Genomic DNA, 19,103 nt, shown 5'->3' on the forward strand with positions numbered 1-19,103 from the left:
ACATGACAAGACCTGACATGAACACAGTTGTTGAAAATTTTTTCCTGGACAAGGCCGCCAACCGCCACCTCGACTGGCTGGAATCGGAAGCGATCCACATCATGCGCGAAGTGGCCGCCGAGTGCAGCAATCCTGCGCTGCTCTTCTCGGGTGGCAAGGATTCGGTGGTGATGTTGCGCCTGGCGGAAAAAGCGTTCCGCCCGGGCAAATTCCCTTTCCCTCTGGTGCATATCGACACCGGCCATAATTTTGAAGAAGTCATCACCTTCCGCGACAAGCGCGCAGCAGAGCTGGGCGAACGCCTGATCGTCGGCTCGGTCGAGGATTCAATCAAGCGCGGCACGGTGCGCCTGCGCAATCCGCAAACCGATTCGCGCAACGCCGCGCAAGCAGTCACCCTGTTGGAAACCATCGCCGAATACAAGTTCGACGCCTGTATCGGCGGCGCCCGCCGCGATGAAGAAAAGGCACGCGCCAAGGAACGGATTTTTTCGTTCCGTGACGAATTCGGCCAATGGAATCCGAAAGCGCAACGCCCGGAACTCTGGGACCTGTACAACACCCGCGTCCACCCCGGCGAAAACATGCGCGTGTTCCCGATCTCCAACTGGACCGAACTCGACGTCTGGCAATACATCGCCCGCGAAAAACTGGAACTGCCACCGATCTATTTCGCCCATCAACGCCAGGTAATCCCACGCAATGGCCTGCTGGTACCGCTGACCGACCTGACCCCGGCACGCGAAGGCGAAATCGTGGAAACCCGTGAAGTACGCTTCCGTACCGTCGGCGACATCTCCTGCACCTGCCCGGTAGCGTCCGATGCAGCGACGGTTGAAGCGATCATCGCCGAAACTGCGGTAACGCAAATCACCGAACGCGGCGCCACCCGGATGGACGACCAGACCTCGGAAGCGTCGATGGAAAAACGTAAGAAAGAAGGATATTTCTGATGAACGCCGTTGTGACAAAAGTTGCCGATGCGAGCCATGCAAACACTGCGCCTCTGGAGCGTGGTCTGTTGCGCTTCATCACCGCCGGTTCGGTAGACGACGGCAAGAGCACACTGATCGGCCGCCTGCTGTTCGACAGCAAGGGCATCTTTGCCGACCAGTTGGACGCCATCTCGCGCGCCAAGCACAAGCGCACAGTCGGCGACACCATTGACCTGTCGCTGTTGACCGATGGCCTTGAGGCGGAACGCGAACAAGGTATCACGATCGACGTCGCCTATCGCTATTTCGCGACGCCGAAACGCAAGTTCATCATCGCCGACACCCCGGGCCACGAGCAGTACACCCGCAACATGGTAACCGGCGCGTCGACTGCCGACGCCGTCATCATCCTGATCGACGTCTCCAAGGTAAAGCTCGGCGACGACGGCAGCGTTGAGCTGCTGACCCAGACCAAACGCCATTCGACGATTGCCCACCTGCTACAGATCGAACACGTGATCGTGGCAGTCAACAAGATGGATCTGGTCAACTACGACCAGACCGTCTACAACCGCATCGTCGCTGCCTACCAGGAATTCGCCCAACAGCTCGGCCTGCGCGATGTGCGCCCGATTCCGCTGTCGGCACTGGCTGGCGACAACGTCGTAGTGGCTGGCGACAACATGCCTTGGAACCAGGGCCCGACCCTGATCGAACTGCTGGAATCGCTGAGCGTCTACGACGAATCGCATGACGAACCATTCCGTTTCCCGGTCCAGCTAGTGGCCCGTCACAACGGCCATGAAGCCAACGATTTTCGCGGCTACATGGGCCGCATCGAAGCCGGTAAGGTTAGCAAGGGCGACAAGCTGATCGTGCAACCTAGCGGCCAGAGCGCCACCGTCAAGGACATCCTGGTGCTGGAAGGTTCGCTGCAATCAGCCGTGGTCGGCCAATCGGTGACCTTGCTCCTGGATGAATACCTGGATATCTCGCGCGGCGACATGTTGACTTCGGTTGATCGCGCACCGACTTTGCTGAAGACCGTCGGCGCCGATCTCTGCTGGCTGTCCGAAGAGCCGCTCGACCTGCGCCGCAAATACTGGATGAAACACAGCACCAAGCAAGTCGCTGCACGCATCGCCAAGGTCGATACGCTGCTGGACATCAATACCCAGGAACGCCGCCCGGCCGAATCACTGAAGCTGAACGACATCGCGCGTGTCTCGTTGAACGTGCAGCAAGCGATTGCCGCCGATTCCTACGATGCGATCCGCGCCACCGGCGCCTTCATCCTGATCGATGAAGTGACGCATCAGACCGTCGCTGCCGGCATGATCCGGCTCGACTGACACCACACTGACAGAAGCGCACGCCATGCAAACCACTCGCCCAGCCAGCACCACATCAAGCCCCCTCGGCAAGGTCTACCTGATCGGTGCCGGCCCGGCGCCGCCGACCTGATCACAGTGCGTGGCGCCCGGTTGCTGGCGCAAGCCGAAGTGGTACTGCATGACGCGCTGGTGACCGAGGAAATGCTGGCGCTGTGTCCGCAAGCCGTGAAAATCGCCGTCGGCAAGCGCTGCGGCAAACTGTCTACCGCACAACAGTTCATCAACAAGCAGCTGGTCGACAATGCCCGTAAATATGCGGTAGTGGTACGTTTGAAGGGCGGCGATCCCATGTTGTTCGGCCGCGCCGACGAAGAATTGCGGACGCTGGAGCAGCATGGCATCGAAGTTGAGGTGGTCCCCGGCATCAGCGCTGCGCTGGCGGCAGCGGCGGCTTCGCAACAGCCTTTGACCAAACGCGGTGTGGCGCGCAGCGTTGCCTTCTTTACTTCCAGCACCGCGCCAGGCGAATCGGATCAGGTCAACATGCCATCCTGCGACACGCTGGTGCAGTACATGGGTGGGCGCGAAGCGGCGGCGACGGCGCAGCGCCTGCTGGCGCAAGGCCGCGCTGCTTCAACGCCGGTAGTGGTGGTGGAAAACTGCAGCCGCGACAATCAACATATTTTGCGTCTGCAGCTGGATCAGCTGGAACAAGGTTTGCAGCAATGCGAAGGTCCGGTACTGGTAATGATCGGTGAAGCCTTGGCAACCCGCGCTACGCAAACACTTGAGGACGATCAAGAAAAAATGCAAGAAGCGCCGGCCGAAACGCGGCGCAGCGCGGCTTGACGGATTAACGTGCGGTATGGGCGCTGGGTTGCGACGCCAGCGCCTTTTGCAGGATCGGACCGGATTGCTCGACGCGGTCTTCCGGCGACAAGACATTGATCCAGCTGACCAGGAAGGCGGCTGTCACGATCAAGACTGCGAATACTGCTACTCTCTTATTAAAAAATTCCCATTTCATTGTTTACTCCTAACGTGCAGCATCGCATCTACACCACATGTGGCAAGCGATACACTGTCGCACTCAAATAGCCAGCCATCCCGAGCCATCGAAATGGCATCGGGATAACCTCTTACTACGATTAATAATTTATTGAATATGTTGGCTCAGCGTCCGGAGACGCTACGCGTCGCCAGTACGCCGTACATGCCAACCTGACGATCGGCCTGGCTAACGCCGCGCTTGACGGCTTTTGCGCCGGTGTTGGTGGACAGTACCGATGCCTGGCTAGAAGTCCAGCCGAAGGTCCAATTGCTGCCGTTGTTGACGCTGTTACGATTGTTGGATGTCATACCCAGCAGAGTCTTGATAGTCATCATTTCACCTTTTCATGCCTAGCTTCCCCGACGCTCTTTAACGGACGGGAAGCGGATTGATCATGCAAGGCGATTGCGCATCGTGCCTGCTGCGGCACAAGCGACAGCGACGTGAAACTGGTTGTCGGTTGTCGATTGCGAGCTGTTCAGCTCAGCCAATCGACACGGAAAAGTGGGAGTGGCTATGCTGATGCAGGCAAATGCAGGGACGAAGCCGCCTTGCGATTTTTTATTGCTGATTTTTTTATCCGGTTACCCGGACAACTGGAACAGTCCATTTCAATAGCTCCTGATTCAAAATTTCCGGATTACGCCGGCAATGCTGCGCCCCTGGACGGCGGCACATAGGCCGGTTGTGCGGCACGCGGCGAACGCTGAGGAATGCTTTCCCAACGCACGCTGCGCACACTGACTTCCTGCGCCAGGCGCGTCACCAACTGCACCAGTCCGGCACGTTCGCGCACCGAGCACATCACTTCAACCGTGATGGCGGTGAGATGGGACTGCACCGCAGGCTCATTCGCCTGGTGAGTGACGTCATAGGACGCCAGCAGCCGACGCATCAATTCTTCCAGGTTTGCCACTTCCGAATTGCGGCAAGTCGTGACGATGCGATAAGGCAGCCGCGAAGCCGCTTCGTGCTGATCGCCGCCGGCGACAAAAGTGGAACGATGCTTGCTGAAAAAAGCATGCAGTTTGTTGAATAGCATGATGTACTCCTTCCCGCTGACGTTGCCCGCAGCAGCCGGACGATTTGCTGCAGCCGGTGCCCGACTTGCGCACATGCCAGATATCGGGCACACGCGTAGTCGAACAGATGCAATTCCTGTCCACCCGACGTTGAACATCAAGAAGCCATGGCAAATACAACCGCCACGGGCAAGCCCGACAAGGTTCAAGACGATCTGGAACTGGAATAACACGGCTGAACGCAAACCGCCAAATGGCAGCACGAACAACGGTATTACATTAAACGGATGGGAGTATCGGTGCGGATTGAAACGACGTTGCTACCGCGATACTACAGCTCGCATATACACAAGCTGTAGCGGAGGGAGGTCTGCTATAGACTATGCGTAATGTGCTGGGCTGAGGACCCATCCACGTCTACTACTAGAACAACTGTCCAAGATATGGACCTCCATGTGATGCAATGCCGGGGAGTATATTTCCGACTGTCCAATCTGTCAAGTAAAAAGGCTTTACTTTCGACAAAAAATATGTATCGCCGCGCAACACCCCACGCGTGCTCCTCCCAGTTCTCGCAAATAAAAATGCCGCTCAATCTTCATTGAACGGCACCAGATCAACGAGATCAATATGCGCTGACCTTCATCACCCGCAACGTATGCAGCACCGATCCATGCCGGCACTCCAACACCTTCAGACGCCGCTCCAGATCCTGGTGATCTGCCGCCGCTGCGAGAAAGGCCTGCTCCGCATCCACTGCACCAGCAATAGCCCGGCGCCGCCACGTGCGAGCCAGGAAGGCAAATAATTTAATATTAGAAAAATTATCGGTAACTGACATTCGAAGCTCCCGTCGATGACTGCACGAAATATACTTCGGCAATCATTTTTCATTGCCGGTGCATGTAGAATAAGCCTGCCCCGACTTTCCCCAAAGCCGTATTTTCCATTGGAAATATAAGTTTTTTTAACATGAAGACACGCTTGCCACCTCTCAAGCCATTGCGCGTATTCGAAGCCGTGGTGCGCACCGGCAGCCTGACGCTGGCCGCCGCCGAACTCCATCTGACGCACAGCGCGGTAAGCCAGCAAATCAAATTGCTGGAGCAGCATTTCGACCAGACCTTGTTCATCCGCGGACAGCGCGGTGTCGAGCCGACCGAAGCGGCAAGAGTCTTCTTTGCCGACGTCAAAGCCGGATTGGACCGTATCGCGCTGGCCTCCGAACAGCTGCTCAATACCGGCAAGCAGCGCATCATCCGCGTCAGCTGTACGCCATCGATGGCGATGCGCTGGCTGATTCCTCGGCTTTCGTCATTCCAGATCGAGAATCCACGCGTCGAGATTCGAGTCACCACCTCGACTGTTGCGGTGGACGCCATCAAGGAGCCCTTCGACGTGCTCATACGACGCAGCCCGATGCATCGGGCAGAGTACGAATGCATCCGCTTTCTGGACGACGTGCTGACACCAGTGGCATCGCCACGTTATCTGCAACAGCACAAGTTCGCAGCCCCGGCCGACCTGCTGCAGGCTTCCCTGCTGCATCTGTCGAGCCGCTCGGAAACCTGGACCCGCTGGTTTGGCGAGGTGGGCGTGCCGATCAAAGGTCAGTTACCTGGCCAGATCTACGAGCATTTCTTCTTGAGTCTGCAAGCAGCGCTGACCGATCTTGGCGTGGCGATGGGTTCGCTGGCTCTGATCGAAGATGATCTGGCCCATGGCAGCTTGTTGCCGCTATTTCCGGATCTGCGTTTGCAGGATAAGGGATTTCATTTACTGTTCCGGCCTAGCCATCAAGACCCGGTGTTGGCCAATTTCATCGCGTGGCTGCAATTGAAAGGCAAGCAAACTTCCAACGGCATCAAGGAGGAGAATCAGCAGGCAAAGTAGAAATGCAGTATTGAGCGATGGCGTTGAGCACGTCTGGCTGTTCGCCAACCGCCTGCGCCACGTTGATGGTCATTTGAGGATACTGCTGCCGGGCTTGCGCAATCAATGCCGGCAGGTCGCGCCGTACATGGCCGCCCTGTCCGAGAAAGACCGGCACCACGCTAACCTCGGCGATGCCGTCTGTTGCCAATTGCTGCAGCAATTGCGGTAGATCCGGCTGCATCAACTCCAGGAAAGCCAGCCTCACTTGCAGCGCCGGTAGCTGCCCCTGGATGAGTTGGCGCAAGGATTCAAACGGCGCCGCCCAAGCCGGATCGCGGGCGCCGTGGCCAAACAGCACCAGCGCCTGCGAAACGTTGTTTGATGAGAGTGGCTGCGACATATGCGTCCGGTCCTGTGGCGGCACTACTGCCGCTCGATCTTCCACAGCGCCGCCATGGCGACCAGCAGGAATAAACTGCTCGGCAACGCCGCGGTAATGAAAGGCGGCCAGGTATTGAGCAATCCAAGGTGCGAAAACAGCGTGTTGACCAGTTGGAAGCTGACACCGATCATGATGCCGGTGAAAATCTTCAGGCTGACGCCGCCTGCCCGGAAATGCAGATAGGCGAACGGCAAAGCCAGCGCCATCATCACGAATACCGACAACGGATACACCAGCTTTTTCCAGAACGCGATATCGTATCGCTCGCTGTGCTGGTTATTCTCCGCCAGATGCCTGGAGTAAGACCACAAATTATAGGCCGACATGTGGTCCGGATCGGCGAACAGCACCGACAGGATTTCCGGCGTGATTTCGGAAACCAGATCCTTGCTCGGGAAACTCTTGGTGGCGATCGAACTGGTGATGTCCTCGGTCGAGGCGCCGTTGACGAAATCGGTCTGTACCACCTCGGCCATGCGCCAAACATGGTTGCCTTGGTAGTTGGCGCGCTTCGCATGGAGCTGCGCCGTCATGTGCAGGTTGCGATCGAACTCGTACAGCTTGACTCCCTCCAGCTCGCCGTCAGAGCGAATTTCATCGATATTGATGAAACGTGAACCAATAATGTCGCCAGTGGTGCCGTCGGTCCGGATCACGTCTTTGCTCCACAAGCCAGTCTTGAATTTCTGTGAAATCGATGATCCCTTCGATTGCAGCTTCAGTTGCTCCGCCCATTCCGCACTCTTGGGCGAAACGAATTCGCCGATCAGCACAGTCGCCACGACAAACAGCAGGCCGATCTTGAACAGCGCCTTGGCCGCCATCATGGTCGACATGCTGGAGACCCGCATGATGGTGAATTCAGAACGTGCGGCAAATTGGGAAAGCGTGTAGATGGTGCCGATCAACGCCGCAATCGGCATCAGTTCATAGGCATAGCTCGGCAGTCCCAGCAGCACAACCAGGAAAGCATGCTGCAGCTTATAGCCGCCGCGCCCCACAGACGGAAGTTCGTTCATCAGGTCGAAGAACGCGAACAACGCCAGGAACGCCGCCAGCGTAAACAGCACTGAGCGGACAATCTCGGCCCGGAAATAACGCTGCAGGACCTTCATGCTGCCGCCGATCGCTTGGTTTTAGTCAAATGCGCATGCTTGATGGCAGACCAAATGACCAATGGATGGCAACGGCTATTGACCTTCAGCCGCCACAGGAACAACAAGGTAATGATGACCAGCACCACCAGGTGAATCGGCCACCAGGCAAGGGCGAATGACATGCGTTTCTGCACCACCGCAGCCTGAAATATGTTGATGACGTTGCTATAGGTAACGAACAGCAACAGCGCAATCAACAGGCTGGCTGAACGACCGACACGCGGATTGACGAAGCTCAGCGGGATCGCCAGCAGCATCAAGCACAACGCCATGAACGGCAGCGACAGGCGCCACAGCAACTCGCCCATGTTAAAACTGTTCTGGTCCTTCAGCAGATCGGCGGTCGGCAACGCGCGCGCCGACTTGTCGCCGTTGACTGCTTGCGAGGCGCTGGACACCAGCACGCCATAACGCTCGAACTCCATGATCCGGAATTCATTCTGGGCCTCTAACGCGTCATAGCGCCGCCCTTTCTGCAGGATCAGGAATTTGTCGCCGTTCTTGTCCAGCTCGACCATGCCTTCCTTGGCCACCACGATACTGTTCTTGCCATCCTGCTGGGTATTGACGAAGACGTTCTTGACCTTGGTGCTGTCGCCGGAAATCCCCTCGACGAAGAAAATCCGGTTGGCTGCGGCCGATTCCTGGAATTTGCCAGGCGAAACCTTGGAGATATCTTCGCGTTTTTCAAAGCGCTCGCGGTACTGGGAACTTTGGTTGTTGGCCCATGGCGTCGCCACGAAACTCAGGATGGCGGTCAGCACGATGATCGGCAAGCCGAACAGCAGCACTGGCCGAACCCACTTGACCAGGCTTTGACCGGAGGCGAACCAGACCACCATTTCGGAATCCTGATAGCTGCGCGTGACCACCAGCAGCACCGAGATGTAGCCGGTCAGGATCAGCAGGATCGGCAGGTAGTTCAAGGATTGGAAACCGATCAGCGCAACCACGTCCTGCGACGCAATTTGTCCTCCGGCTGCCTGTCCCAGAATCTTGATCAGCATCACCGTGATGATAATTGTGAAGAGCGTCGTGAAAACGGCACCAGCGGTGCTAATTAATTCGCGTCGGAGTGCGCGCTGAAAGATCATTGGGGAATATAATTGCGGATCAAAAAAGGAGTAAGTGATGGACTTTAGCATAAAAACCAACGACGCAAAAACCTCAATTGCCTCTCTGAAAGCCGGCTGTATCGCAGTCGGGATCTATGAAAACAAGAAACTCTCGCCACAAGCGCAAGCTCTTGACAAATCTGGTGAAATCGCTGCTGCATTAAAGTCCGGAGACATTTCCGGTAAGCCAGGCTCCACCCTGTTGCTGCGTAAAATCGACGGCGTCGCCGCCGAACGCGTATTGCTGGTCGGTCTCGGCCAGGATGGCGAACTGAGCGACAAGGTCATGTCGATGGCAGCCCTGTGCGTAGCGCGCACGCTGTCAACCTTGGGCGGCAGCGATGCCGTGCTGGCATTGCCGTTCGACGGTATCGCCAAGCAAACCCCGGAACGCGACCTGGCCTGGGCGATTCGCAACAGCATCCTGGTGCTGCGCGATAACAGCTATCGCTCGGACACCCTGAAAAGTAAAAAAGAGACAACATCGGGTGGCATCAAGAAAGTTGCTTTCCTGGTCGCCACCGCCAAGGCTGCTGCTGCCAAGGAAGCCCTGGCACAAGGCCTGGCACTGGCCAACGGCATCGACCTGACCAAGGAACTGGGCAACCTGCCTGGCAACGTCTGCACCCCGACCTATCTCGCCAACACTGCCAAGAAGCTGGCCAAGGAATTCAAGTTGTCGGTGGAAGTACTGGACCGCAAGCAACTCGAAGCGCTGAAAATGGGCAGCTTCCTGTCGGTTGCGCGCGGCGGCGGCGAAGCACCAAAATTCATCATCATCAAGCACCTGGGCGGCAAGGCCAAGGATGCGCCGACCGTCTTGGTCGGCAAGGGCATCACTTTCGACACCGGCGGCATCTCCCTCAAGGGCGGCTCCGGCATGGATGAAATGAAGTACGACATGTGCGGCGCCGGCTCAGTGCTGGGCACCATCCGCGCCATCGCCGAACTGAAACTGAAGCTGAATGTGATCGGCGTCATTCCTGCGACTGAAAACATGCCATCCGGCACAGCGACAAAACCAGGCGACATCGTCACCTCGATGTCCGGCCAGACCATCGAAGTCTTGAACACCGATGCTGAAGGCCGTCTGGTGCTGTGCGATGCATTGACTTATGTTGAACGCTTCAAGCCGGCTGCCGTAGTTGACATCGCCACCCTGACCGGCGCTTGCGTGACCTCGCTCGGCCATCACAATTCCGGCCTGTTCACCCGCCACGACAGTGCGCACGATGAGCTCGCCAACGAATTGCTGAGTGCCGGCAAGGCAACCGGCGATACCGCCTGGCGCATGCCGATCGAAGACAGCTACCAGGAACAGCTGAAATCGAATTTTGCCGATATGGCAAACATCGGCGGCCCAGCCGGCGGCAGCATTACCGCAGCCTGCTTCCTGGAACGCTATACCAAGAAGTACACCTGGGCCCATCTGGATATCGCCGGCACTGCCTGGAAAAGCGGTGCAGCCAAAGGCGCCACCGGACGTCCGGTGGCTTTGCTGACCACGTTCCTGATCAACCGCGCCGAGCGCGCTGCTGCAGGCAAGTAACAGGCCAAGTCTCCAGGCAACAAAAAAACGGGCTGTTGGCATGCATTTGCCAACAGCCCGTTTTCACGTCATGCGGGCAATAGAACCCGCCCGCCCTGTAATCATTATTCCAACGTTGCAATCACCGGCGCATGATCCGATGGTTGCTCCCATTTGCGCGGTACCTTGTCGATTACGCAAGCGGTGCACTGTGCCGCTAACGGCGGCGACAACAGAATATGGTCAATCCGCATGCCGCGATTGAGGCGGAAGCCCATCTGCCGGTAATCCCACCAGCTGAACAGCTTCTCCGGCTGCTCGAACATCCGGAACGCATCAACCAGCTCCAGCCCCAGCAAACGCACGAAGGCGGCACGCTCAGGCGGCGACACCAGGTTCTGTCCCACCCATGCAGCGGGATCGTGGACATCGCGGTCTTCCGGCGCGATATTGTAGTCGCCCATCAAGGCCAGTTTTGAATGCTGCCGGCGCTCACTCTGCAACCAGTCGTGCAAGGCATCCAGCCACTTCAGCTTGTACTCGTACTTCTCCGTATCCGGCGCCTGTCCGTTCGGAATGTATGCGCAGACGATCCGTATACCTTCGATGGTACCGGCAATGATGCGCTGCTGCGGGTCTTCATAGAGCGGGTTGTTCCTGACCACATCGGTGATCGGATGGCGTGACAGGATGGCAACCCCGTTATAGGTTTTCTGGCCGCTGAACACCACGTGATAGCCGGCGGCTTCGATTTCCGCAGCTGGAAACTTGTCGTCGGTCAGCTTGGTTTCCTGCAGGGCGAGTACGTCAACCGGGTTCTCGGCCAACCATTGCAGCACTTGCGGCAAGCGCACCTTGAGTGAGTTAACGTTCCATGTTGCCAATTTCAGCATAATTTCAAATCCTTGTTTGATGCGGGTTCCGCACGGCGCCTGGCACTTGCTTGCACCTGCTCCGCCATTCGGCGCCCCCGTTTTAACCCAATGGGTTTCAGAGGTGACGATGTTACCTCACTCGCCGCGTCGCCGGGACACACATCGGTCTTTACATTATTTTTTATACCATTTTCGCCCGACTCGCACCCATTCAGCGCCACAGGCCAAACAGCTGCCACAGCGCAAACCCTATCAGGAACAAGCCGGCCAACTGATTAATCCTGCGCATCGTACCTTGGTCGATCTTGTGGCGCACGACCGAAATTCCGAGTGCCAACGTCAACCACCAGAGCGCCGATCCGCAACCGATACCGAGCACCATGATACCGGCATCGCCGCCGCCGACAGCGGCGTTGCCGCTAATCGACGCGAACACTGCGACGAAGGAGAGGATGGTCATCGGGTTGGTCAGCGTCAGTGCGAATACCGAAGCAAACGCCCGGTGCGGACGCATCGTATCTACTGCCACTGCCGCCTCACCCGCCGGACGGGCGAACAACATCCGGATACCCATCCAACTCAGGAAAAAGGCCCCGCAGAGCGCCAGCGGCGTCGCCAATGCGACAAAAAAATGCGTCACCGCGGCCAGTCCAAATGCGCCGACGGCGCCGTACACGGCGTCCGCCGAGGCCGCCCCGAGTCCGCTGACAAAGCCAATACGCGGGCCGTGCATCAATGTGCGCTGGATACATAGCAAACCGACCGGGCCCACCGGCGCCGCGATTGACAGGCCGATCAGGAGCGCCTTGAGGAACAATATCTTTTCCACGCTAAATCCCTTGTATGTCTGTTCATGTCGACATCGATTATCTCAAGATGAGAATGCTTCAAACATGGAGAAAATCAGGCGAAACTGCTAAATTGCAGTAACTATTTCTGAAAATATGGATTTCACCGGTGAATGCCATGGATATCGATGCCAAAGGACGGAAAATTCTAGCGGCGGTCCAGCGCGACGGCCGCATTTCACTGAAAGCGCTGGCCGACGAATGCGGGCTTTCGCTGCCGGCCACTTCCGAGCGCCTGAAACGCCTCGAGGAATCCGGCGTTGTCACCGGCTATCGCGCCGTGGTGGATGCCGCAGCAGTCGGCCGCGGTGTCATGGCAGTGGTTGGGATCACTGCTGCGCAAGCCTATAAAACGCGCCTGATAAAATTACTGCAATCGATGCCGGAGGTGCTCGAATGCCTGCACGTCACCGGCGCCGATTCGTACCTGCTGCGCGTGGCGACGCAAGACATCAGCCACCTGGAGCGCTTCGTCGGCAGCATCAACCATTACGGCGAAACCCGGACTTCAATCATCATGTCGATGCCGATTCCGCTGCGCCCGATCGCGCTTCCCGACGCCGACTGACCGTCAGCCGTCCTGCCTATCCCAATCTGCCTGTCGCAGTCTGCCTGTCACCAATCTGCAACAACGTCTCCCCGAGCGCGACATCCGGGGAATGAATTTGCAATTCGCTGGTTGACAGAAGTTTCGCAGTATCTATATTATGCATATACATAGATGCATATGCATTAAAAAGGAAAGCGCATGATGGAAAGCCAATGCAGCTGCTCGACCCTACGCCAGCTGACTCGCAAGATGACCAATATCTACGACCATCACCTGGCCGCTGATGGACTCACCATCAGCCAGTATTCGCTGTTGGCTAGGATTGGCAAGTATGGGCCGATCGGCGTGATTCCGCTGGCAAGCGCCATGGGCATGGATCGCAGTACGATGAGCCGCACCCTCAAACCTCTGATCGGCGCCGGCTGGATCGAGAGTGTCGACCTGCCGCTGGACATGCTGACCGACAAACGTTCATTCGGCGTCCAGCTGAGCAACGAGGGACAGCGCAAATGGAAAAAATCCCTGCCCAACTGGCGCAAGGCACAAGATGAAATCAACACGATACTGGGCGATCGCACGCATCAAGAATTGAAACGCCTGGTCGACGACGCCAACGCCAAGTTTGAACAATCCGAAAACGCCATCTCATGAACAAGACCGTACAAGCCATCATGTCACGCACACGCTTCAGCTACGTGTGGATCATCGTCGGCATCACTTTCCTGGTACTGCTTTCCGCCGCCGGCATCCGCGCCACGCCATCGGTGATGATCCTGCCGCTGGAGCATGAATTCGGCTGGAGCGTCACCACCATCTCGTTCGTGATATCGGTCAACATCGCATTGTATGGTTTGATCGGACCGTTCTCGGCGGCCGCCATGCAACGTTACGGCATCCGTCCGATCGTCCTTGGCGCGCTGGTGCTGTTAGCCGTCGGCACCTTCCTCAGCACCTTCATGACAATGCCGTGGCACATGGTGCTGGCCTGGGGCATCCTGGTCGGCGCCGGCAGCGGCGTCGCCGCCAATACGCTGGCGGCAACCATCGTCAGCCGCTGGTTCGAAACCCGGCGCGGCCTGGCGATGGGCTTGCTGACTGCCAGCTCGGCCACCGGCCAGATGGTGTTCCTGCCGCTGATGGCCTACATGGTCGAACATTACGGCTGGCGCTCGGTGGCGATACTGGTTTCCAGCGTAGCCGCACTGGCGATCCCTCTGGTGGCGATCTTCCTGCCAGAGCGGCCACAGGATATCGGCATGAAACGCTACGGCCAGTTCGAGGAACTGCCGCCGGATGCAGTCAGCAAATCGAAAAATCCACTCAGCATCGCCTTCGAAGCGTTGGGCAAGGCAGTAAAAATCCGTGACTTCTGGCTACTGTTTTTCAGCTTCTTCATTTGCGGCATGAGCACCAACGGCTACATCGGCTCCCACTTCATCGCGATGTGCGGCGACTACGGCATTTCAGCCGTCGGCGGCGCCAGCATCCTCGCCACCATGGGTCTGCTCGATCTGTTCGGCACCACCATGTCAGGCTGGCTGTCGGATCGATTCAATGCCCGCGTACTGCTGTTCTGGTATTACGGTCTGCGCGGCATCGCGCTGATTTTCCTGCCGCACGCATTCGGCCTGAGCTATTTCGGTCTGCCGATCTTTGCACTGTTCTACGGCCTCGATTGGATCGCCACGGTACCGCCTACAGTACGCCTCGCAAATGATGTATTCGGTCGCCTGGCCGCACCGATCGTGTTTGGCTGGATCGTCGCCGGCCACCAGCTCGGCGCGGCCAGCGCGACTATGCTGGCGGGCACATTGCGCAACAGCCTTGGCAGCTATACGCTGTCGTCAATGCTAATGGGAACCGCCTGCATGATTGCAGCGGTGATGGTATTGCGGATCAAGGGGCATCATGCTGGTGGCGATTTGATTCCCGCCAGCCCGGGATTGAATCGATGATGAGCGGTCCCCCGCAGAGCCAGCTATTTCCTGACTGCAGCCACGATCTCGTTAGCGACTTGTCGCGAGTTCATGATGACGGTATGGATGGTCGGCAGCAGTTGCAGCGGGAACGAACCTAACTGCACTTCGCTGACTGACAGGATGCCGTCGTTCGGTTCGTCGCCGAACGGCATCCAGCGTCCGCGCGGGCCTTTGATGCCAGCGTAGATCCGCAATGGAACCTGCGGCATCGGCAACGATTCCATGAACTTCTGGTTCGCCAGCAGCTGGCCCATTTCGCCGGTGATCAGCTTGAACAGGCGCCAACGCGACAGCTTGATGGCATAGCTGGAGGCGCGTGTCGGCGGCGCCAGGAAAAAACACATCTGCGGCGCTTGCGCCAGTTGCGGCAATACGGCGCGCGTCAGCACACAACCTAGCGAATGACCGACGACAATGAAACGTTCACCGTTACTGCACGTTGTGATGAAACGCTGCAAGCGATCGACGCAAGGTTGCCAGCGCTCGAATGCGGCCGAGTAAGCAAACAAATGGGGAGTTATTCCAGCGGAACGCAGACGTTTAGCCAACAGTAGCATCGACACCGGCGTGCGCCCCATGCCATGCACCAGGATTGCATGGATGCTTGCGCCAGCGATGGCGGATTGGCTCATGGCGCGAGCTAGTCTTTTTTCTGCAATTGCTTTTCAAACGCGACATCCAGCTTGCTGATGCGCTTCGGCTTTTGCGGACCGTAGGCATTGACGAAGCGCACGAAATCGTCCAGCTCCAACGCTTCACTCAAGCGAATCGGCGCCTCCATGCCGGCGTTCTGGGTCAGGTAAAACAGTTCACCCGCAGTCCGCACCATCGAATAGCGCAGATCTGTGCTGCGGGCATTGAGACGTTCGACCGCAGCGGTGGCTCGGGTTGATCTCATTGCGTACTCCTGGTGTTTTTCATTTTTTCCAAAACCTGTGTTCCTGTACGTTGATTGCGGCCGACGCTGTCACAAGGTGCGAAGACTGGAGAAACGCCGCTCGCGTCCATCCAGCGGATCGATAAAGGCGATCTCGCGCGCCAGCAATTTCAACGGCGCCGAGAAGTCGTCGCCCTTGCAGGGATAGACATCCGGATAAAAGGTATCGTTGATGATGGGTATCCCCAGCGCTGCCAAATGTACACGCAATTGATGCTTCTTGCCGGTCAACGGATGCAAGCGGTACAAGCTGCAGGTGGCGCGCCGTTCGATCAGTTCGATGCGCGTTTCCGAATTCGGCTCGCCCTCAACTTCCTGCATGCGGAAGAACGGCGTGCCATCCACCATCCGGCTGCGATACACCAGCGGCAAGGTGAGCTGCAGTGCAGTCGGCGCCAACGCCTCGTAGGTCTTGTCGACCAGCCGCTGTTGAAACAACGATTGATAAGCGCCGCGGCTAGCGACATCATGCGAAAAGACAATCACGCCGGCAGTTTCGCGATCAAGCCGATGAATCGGCGTCAGATTGGCCAAACCGGTTTTCTTTTTAAGACGTACCAGAAGGGTCTCATGCAAAAAGCGCCCAGTCGGAATCACCGGCAGGAAATGCGGCTTGTCGGCCACCAATAGCCGATCATCCTGATAAAGAATGGCTTCCTCAAACGGAATCGGCGTTTCCGTCGGCGGCTCACGATAATAGAAAATGCAGCTGCCGCGTCGATACGGACTATCCGGCGCCAACCGTAGGCCATCGCCGTCGACCACCTCGCCGCGCGCCATGCGTGCCACCCAGGTGGCGCTGTCGATGGCTGGGAAGCGTTGTTCCAGAAAGCTCAGCAGATTCGACCATTCGCCAACCGGCAGCCACAGATAGCTGGGTGCTACGCCGTCGACAATCGGCAGCGGCGACAGAGCCATCACAACACCCGTTGCCAATAGCCGACGTCGATCCAGCGATCGAATTTCTTGCCGACCTGGGCAAAGTGCGCGACTTTTTCAAATCCCATTTTTTCGTGCAAGGCAATGCTGGCGGCGTTCGGCAACGCTATGCCGCCGATCACCGTATGCACTGGCAATTTTTGCAGTTCGGCGATCAGGGCATGGTACAAGGCGCTGCCCAATCCCTTGCCGCCGGCTGCGCCGGACAAGTACACAGAACTCTCTACCGCATGCTGATAGGCTGCGCGAGCGCGCCACTTGGTGGCGTAGGCATAACCGAGAATCTGGCCATCTTCGACGCATACCAGCCACGGCAGATGTGCCGTGATATCAGCGATGCGCTGGCTCATCTGTTCGGGTGTCACCGGCTCGGTTTCAAAACTGATGGCGGTGTCCAGAATGTAGGGATTGTAGATCTGACAAATGGCGGCAGCATCGGCGATGGTTGCCTGGCGGATAGCGTGGGTCATGGCGATAAATAAGGTTGCACGGGTGAATGCACAATCATACCGTGCAATCGCCTGTGCTTGAACGAATCGGCCAAATCAATGGCATCACCCACTCCACTCTATTCGCGATTACCCACGCAAGGCATCCTTGATCTGCTGCAGCGAAGACGGGTCCTCGATGGTTGTCAGGTCGCCCGGGTCGCGGCCTTCGCAGATCGCCTGGATCGAACGGCGCAGCAACTTGCCGGATCGGGTTTTCGGCAGCAGGCCGACCACATACACCCGCGCCGGCCGGCCGACGCTACCGATCTGCTTGTCGACCACGCGCATGATCTCGGCCTCCAGCGTTGCCCTCCCCTTTGTCGTGTTGTCGGCCACCTTGGGAATCACGAAAGCAACGGCCACCTGGCCTTTGAGCTTGTCCTCAACGCCGACCACCGCCACCTCGGACACATTCGGATGGCTGGAAATGCTTTCTTCGATTTCACGCGTGCCGAGCCGGTGGCCGGCGACATTGATGACATCATCGGTGCGGCCAAGGATGAAATAGTAGCCATCGTCATCGCGAATGCCCCAGTCGAATGTCGAATACATCGGACGTCCCGATTCCGGGGATTGGGTCGTCCAATAGGTATCAACAAATCGCCGGTCGTCGCCATAGATGGTTTGCATGCAGCCCGGCGGCAACGGCCCTTCGATGACCACCACACCCTTCTCATTCGCGCCGCACAACGCACCGGTGGCCTCGTTCAGCAAACGCACCTTGTAGCCGTACATCGGCACGCCAGGACTACCCAGCTTGCACGGCTTGTCTTCGATATTCTTGGCGATGGTCAAGATCGGCCAGCCGGACTCGGTTTGCCAGTAATTATCGACAATCGGGACGCCTAGCGCTTCCGATATCCAGCTGGAAGTCGTTTCATCCAGCGGCTCCCCGGCCAGGTACAAGGCTTGTAACGACGACAGGTCGTATTTTTTCATCAGTTCCGGCGGCTGCTTTTTCAACACTCGGATCGCGGTCGGCGCCGAGAACATGCGCGTCACCTTGTACTTCTCGACGATGCTCCACCAGATGCCGGCGTCCGGGCGGATCGGCAATCCTTCGTACAGCACTGTCGCCATACCAGCAATCAGCGGTCCGTAGACAATGTATGAGTGGCCCACTACCCAGCCGATGTCGGAAGTACAGAAATAGGTGCCACCCGGTTTGCCGCAAAAAATGGCATCCATCGAAGTCGCCAAAGCCACCGCATAGCCGCCGACATCGCGTTGCACGCCCTTCGGTTTTCCTGTGGTGCCGGAGGTGTACAGGATATAGGACGCTTCATTCGATTCCAGCCATACTACCGGCACCTTGGCATCGATATGCAATCGCCGGTGTTCGGCATAGTCGACATCGCGGCCGGCCACCATTTCCATCGGCGCCAAGCCGCGGTCGACCAGCAATACGTGGGCCGGCTTATGCTGCGCCAGCTTGATCGCATCGTCCAGCAAACCCTTGTAGGGCACCACCTTGCCGCCGCGCGAGCCAGCGTCAGCAGAAACGATGAGCACGGGTTGCGCATCGTCGATCCGGCTCGCCAGACTGTTTGAAGCAAACCCGCCGAACACCACCGAATGAATCGCGCCGATACGGGCACAGGCCAGCATTGCAAACGTCGCCTCGGCAATCATCGGCATGTAGATCAGGACCCGGTCGCCACGGCCGACACCGAGCGACTGCATGATGGCGGCGGTGCGGATGACCTCGTCCTGCAGTTCGCGAAAGGAATAGGTCTTTTCAGTATTGGTTTCGGTCGAAATGGCAATCAGCGCAGGCTGTTCCCCGCGCGTCCCGACCCAGCGATCCACAGCGTTGTGGCACAGGTTGGTGGTACCGCCGACAAACCATTTGGCAAACGGCGGACGGCTGTCATCAAGGACTTGCGAAAACGGGTGATGCCAGTCTATCCGCCTGGCTTGCTCGCGCCAGAATGCGGACGGATCGTCAATCGACCGTTGGTAAAAAGTGGCAAAACTCATGCTGTCTCCTGGTTTTCTTATAAAGAATCGTCGGGTGGGAGCCTC

The 19,103-nt window shown here is 57.7% G+C and carries 21 protein-coding genes and 1 pseudogene; 8 read left to right on the forward strand and 14 right to left on the reverse strand.

What is annotated here, in order from left to right:
- The first annotated feature begins 17 nt into the window (after positions 1 to 17).
- The 3 genes and pseudogenes from cysD to cobA all read left to right on the forward strand — a co-directional run bounded on the left by cysD (position 18) and on the right by cobA (position 3,118).
- On the forward strand, positions 18 to 953 hold the full coding sequence (cysD, locus tag CAter10_RS16570; protein ID WP_061534277.1) for a sulfate adenylyltransferase subunit CysD: 936 nt from the start codon (positions 18 to 20) through the stop codon (positions 951 to 953).
- Positions 953 to 2,287 (forward strand): sulfate adenylyltransferase subunit 1, encoded by a 1,335-nt coding sequence (locus CAter10_RS16575; protein WP_061534278.1) that lies wholly within the window; start codon positions 953 to 955, stop codon positions 2,285 to 2,287. Before cysD ends, CAter10_RS16575 begins: the two co-directional genes overlap by 1 nt.
- Positions 2,288 to 2,312: 25 nt before the next feature.
- Positions 2,313 to 3,118, forward strand: a pseudogene (cobA, locus tag CAter10_RS16580) (uroporphyrinogen-III C-methyltransferase).
- A 4-nt stretch (positions 3,119 to 3,122) separates the two neighbouring features.
- Here cobA and CAter10_RS22910 read toward each other — a convergent pair.
- From CAter10_RS22910 to CAter10_RS22560, 4 genes are all read right to left on the reverse strand, one after another.
- Positions 3,123 to 3,296 (reverse strand): hypothetical protein, encoded by a 174-nt coding sequence (locus CAter10_RS22910; protein ID WP_156477147.1) that lies wholly within the window; start codon positions 3,294 to 3,296, stop codon positions 3,123 to 3,125.
- A 146-nt stretch (positions 3,297 to 3,442) separates the two neighbouring features.
- The gene (locus CAter10_RS16585) at positions 3,443 to 3,652 is read right to left on the reverse strand and encodes a hypothetical protein (RefSeq protein ID WP_128083109.1); all 210 of its coding nucleotides are present in this window, start codon (positions 3,650 to 3,652) and stop codon (positions 3,443 to 3,445) included.
- Between the two features lie 308 nt (positions 3,653 to 3,960).
- Complete coding sequence (locus tag CAter10_RS16590) at positions 3,961 to 4,362, reverse strand: hypothetical protein (protein ID WP_061537374.1); 402 nt, start codon at positions 4,360 to 4,362, stop codon at positions 3,961 to 3,963.
- 605 nt (positions 4,363 to 4,967) lie between these two features.
- Complete coding sequence (locus tag CAter10_RS22560; protein WP_061537375.1) at positions 4,968 to 5,183, reverse strand: hypothetical protein; 216 nt, start codon at positions 5,181 to 5,183, stop codon at positions 4,968 to 4,970.
- A 131-nt stretch (positions 5,184 to 5,314) separates the two neighbouring features.
- Here CAter10_RS22560 and CAter10_RS16595 point away from each other — a divergent pair, with 131 nt between their 5' ends.
- Entirely contained in the window at positions 5,315 to 6,235 is a 921-nt protein-coding gene (locus CAter10_RS16595; protein WP_061534281.1) for a LysR substrate-binding domain-containing protein, read from the forward strand.
- On the opposite strand, the gene CAter10_RS16600 is transcribed toward CAter10_RS16595, so the two are convergent.
- From CAter10_RS16600 to lptF, 3 genes are read right to left on the reverse strand one after another with little or no spacing between them, the layout of a single operon-like run.
- Positions 6,207 to 6,617, reverse strand: coding sequence for a sirohydrochlorin chelatase (locus CAter10_RS16600; protein ID WP_061535413.1), 411 nt, complete (start codon positions 6,615 to 6,617; stop codon positions 6,207 to 6,209). The genes CAter10_RS16595 and CAter10_RS16600 overlap by 29 nt on opposite strands.
- Positions 6,618 to 6,640: 23 nt before the next feature.
- Positions 6,641 to 7,774 carry an LPS export ABC transporter permease LptG gene (gene lptG, locus CAter10_RS16605; RefSeq protein WP_061534282.1) on the reverse strand — a complete coding sequence of 378 codons (1,134 nt, stop codon included), beginning with the start codon at positions 7,772 to 7,774 and terminating at the stop codon, positions 6,641 to 6,643.
- On the reverse strand, positions 7,771 to 8,910 hold the full coding sequence (lptF, locus tag CAter10_RS16610; RefSeq protein ID WP_061534283.1) for an LPS export ABC transporter permease LptF: 1,140 nt from the start codon (positions 8,908 to 8,910) through the stop codon (positions 7,771 to 7,773). The genes lptG and lptF overlap by 4 nt, the downstream gene beginning before the upstream one ends.
- A gap of 37 nt (positions 8,911 to 8,947) precedes the next feature.
- Here lptF and CAter10_RS16615 point away from each other — a divergent pair, with 37 nt between their 5' ends.
- The gene (locus tag CAter10_RS16615) at positions 8,948 to 10,480 is read left to right on the forward strand and encodes a leucyl aminopeptidase (protein ID WP_061534284.1); all 1,533 of its coding nucleotides are present in this window, start codon (positions 8,948 to 8,950) and stop codon (positions 10,478 to 10,480) included.
- Positions 10,481 to 10,584: 104 nt separating this feature from the next.
- Here the strand turns inward: CAter10_RS16615 and xth are convergent, their stop codons facing one another.
- Positions 10,585 to 11,349, reverse strand: coding sequence for an exodeoxyribonuclease III (xth, locus tag CAter10_RS16620; RefSeq protein ID WP_061535414.1), 765 nt, complete (start codon positions 11,347 to 11,349; stop codon positions 10,585 to 10,587).
- 196 nt (positions 11,350 to 11,545) lie between these two features.
- Positions 11,546 to 12,163, reverse strand: coding sequence for a LysE family translocator (locus CAter10_RS16625; protein WP_061534285.1), 618 nt, complete (start codon positions 12,161 to 12,163; stop codon positions 11,546 to 11,548).
- Between the two features lie 137 nt (positions 12,164 to 12,300).
- On the opposite strand from CAter10_RS16625, the gene CAter10_RS16630 reads away from it, so the two are divergent.
- The 3 genes from CAter10_RS16630 (at position 12,301) to CAter10_RS16640 (ending at position 14,687) form a co-directional block, all read left to right on the forward strand.
- Positions 12,301 to 12,750 carry an Lrp/AsnC family transcriptional regulator gene (locus CAter10_RS16630; protein WP_061535415.1) on the forward strand — a complete coding sequence of 150 codons (450 nt, stop codon included), beginning with the start codon at positions 12,301 to 12,303 and terminating at the stop codon, positions 12,748 to 12,750.
- Between the two features lie 180 nt (positions 12,751 to 12,930).
- Positions 12,931 to 13,383 carry a MarR family winged helix-turn-helix transcriptional regulator gene (locus CAter10_RS16635; protein WP_197467136.1) on the forward strand — a complete coding sequence of 151 codons (453 nt, stop codon included), beginning with the start codon at positions 12,931 to 12,933 and terminating at the stop codon, positions 13,381 to 13,383.
- Positions 13,380 to 14,687, forward strand: a complete 1,308-nt coding sequence (locus CAter10_RS16640) for an MFS transporter (RefSeq protein WP_061534286.1) — start codon at positions 13,380 to 13,382, stop codon at positions 14,685 to 14,687. Before CAter10_RS16635 ends, CAter10_RS16640 begins: the two co-directional genes overlap by 4 nt.
- A gap of 23 nt (positions 14,688 to 14,710) precedes the next feature.
- Here the strand turns inward: CAter10_RS16640 and CAter10_RS16645 are convergent, their stop codons facing one another.
- The 5 genes from CAter10_RS16645 to CAter10_RS16665 form a co-directional block, all read right to left on the reverse strand.
- A complete protein-coding gene (locus CAter10_RS16645; protein WP_082797959.1) occupies positions 14,711 to 15,343 on the reverse strand; it encodes an esterase/lipase family protein in 633 nt (210 codons plus the stop codon).
- An 8-nt stretch (positions 15,344 to 15,351) separates the two neighbouring features.
- Positions 15,352 to 15,609, reverse strand: coding sequence for a hypothetical protein (locus CAter10_RS16650; protein WP_061534287.1), 258 nt, complete (start codon positions 15,607 to 15,609; stop codon positions 15,352 to 15,354).
- Between the two features lie 69 nt (positions 15,610 to 15,678).
- Positions 15,679 to 16,566: an RluA family pseudouridine synthase gene (locus tag CAter10_RS16655; RefSeq protein ID WP_061534288.1), complete on the reverse strand. Its 888-nt coding sequence runs from the start codon at positions 16,564 to 16,566 to the stop codon at positions 15,679 to 15,681.
- A complete protein-coding gene (locus CAter10_RS16660; RefSeq protein WP_061534289.1) occupies positions 16,566 to 17,057 on the reverse strand; it encodes an arsinothricin resistance N-acetyltransferase ArsN1 family B in 492 nt (163 codons plus the stop codon). Before CAter10_RS16660 ends, CAter10_RS16655 begins: the two co-directional genes overlap by 1 nt.
- Positions 17,058 to 17,165: 108 nt before the next feature.
- Entirely contained in the window at positions 17,166 to 19,058 is a 1,893-nt protein-coding gene (locus tag CAter10_RS16665; RefSeq protein WP_061534290.1) for a propionate--CoA ligase, read from the reverse strand.
- Positions 19,059 to 19,103: the final 45 nt, after the last annotated feature.

The sequence above is a fragment of the Collimonas arenae genome (assembly GCF_001584165.1).
Lineage (GTDB): Bacteria > Pseudomonadota > Gammaproteobacteria > Burkholderiales > Burkholderiaceae_D > Collimonas > Collimonas arenae.

What these genes read in the sequence shown, in the direction of transcription:
- cysD (WP_061534277.1), top strand. Translation starts at nt 18, where the DNA reads ATGAACACAGTTGTTGAAAATTTTTTCCTGGACAAGGCCGCCAACCGC.
- CAter10_RS16575 (WP_061534278.1), top strand. Translation starts at nt 953, where the DNA reads ATGAACGCCGTTGTGACAAAAGTTGCCGATGCGAGCCATGCAAACACT.
- CAter10_RS22910 (WP_156477147.1), bottom strand. Translation starts at nt 3,296, where the DNA reads ATGAAATGGGAATTTTTTAATAAGAGAGTAGCAGTATTCGCAGTCTTG.
- CAter10_RS16585 (WP_128083109.1), bottom strand. Translation starts at nt 3,652, where the DNA reads ATGACTATCAAGACTCTGCTGGGTATGACATCCAACAATCGTAACAGC.
- CAter10_RS16590 (WP_061537374.1), bottom strand. Translation starts at nt 4,362, where the DNA reads ATGCTATTCAACAAACTGCATGCTTTTTTCAGCAAGCATCGTTCCACT.
- CAter10_RS22560 (WP_061537375.1), bottom strand. Translation starts at nt 5,183, where the DNA reads ATGTCAGTTACCGATAATTTTTCTAATATTAAATTATTTGCCTTCCTG.
- CAter10_RS16595 (WP_061534281.1), top strand. Translation starts at nt 5,315, where the DNA reads ATGAAGACACGCTTGCCACCTCTCAAGCCATTGCGCGTATTCGAAGCC.
- CAter10_RS16600 (WP_061535413.1), bottom strand. Translation starts at nt 6,617, where the DNA reads ATGTCGCAGCCACTCTCATCAAACAACGTTTCGCAGGCGCTGGTGCTG.
- lptG (WP_061534282.1), bottom strand. Translation starts at nt 7,774, where the DNA reads ATGAAGGTCCTGCAGCGTTATTTCCGGGCCGAGATTGTCCGCTCAGTG.
- lptF (WP_061534283.1), bottom strand. Translation starts at nt 8,910, where the DNA reads ATGATCTTTCAGCGCGCACTCCGACGCGAATTAATTAGCACCGCTGGT.
- CAter10_RS16615 (WP_061534284.1), top strand. Translation starts at nt 8,948, where the DNA reads ATGGACTTTAGCATAAAAACCAACGACGCAAAAACCTCAATTGCCTCT.
- CAter10_RS16630 (WP_061535415.1), top strand. Translation starts at nt 12,301, where the DNA reads ATGGATATCGATGCCAAAGGACGGAAAATTCTAGCGGCGGTCCAGCGC.
- CAter10_RS16635 (WP_197467136.1), top strand. Translation starts at nt 12,931, where the DNA reads ATGATGGAAAGCCAATGCAGCTGCTCGACCCTACGCCAGCTGACTCGC.
- CAter10_RS16640 (WP_061534286.1), top strand. Translation starts at nt 13,380, where the DNA reads ATGAACAAGACCGTACAAGCCATCATGTCACGCACACGCTTCAGCTAC.
- CAter10_RS16645 (WP_082797959.1), bottom strand. Translation starts at nt 15,343, where the DNA reads ATGAGCCAATCCGCCATCGCTGGCGCAAGCATCCATGCAATCCTGGTG.
- CAter10_RS16650 (WP_061534287.1), bottom strand. Translation starts at nt 15,609, where the DNA reads ATGAGATCAACCCGAGCCACCGCTGCGGTCGAACGTCTCAATGCCCGC.
- CAter10_RS16655 (WP_061534288.1), bottom strand. Translation starts at nt 16,566, where the DNA reads ATGGCTCTGTCGCCGCTGCCGATTGTCGACGGCGTAGCACCCAGCTAT.
- CAter10_RS16660 (WP_061534289.1), bottom strand. Translation starts at nt 17,057, where the DNA reads ATGACCCACGCTATCCGCCAGGCAACCATCGCCGATGCTGCCGCCATT.
- CAter10_RS16665 (WP_061534290.1), bottom strand. Translation starts at nt 19,058, where the DNA reads ATGAGTTTTGCCACTTTTTACCAACGGTCGATTGACGATCCGTCCGCA.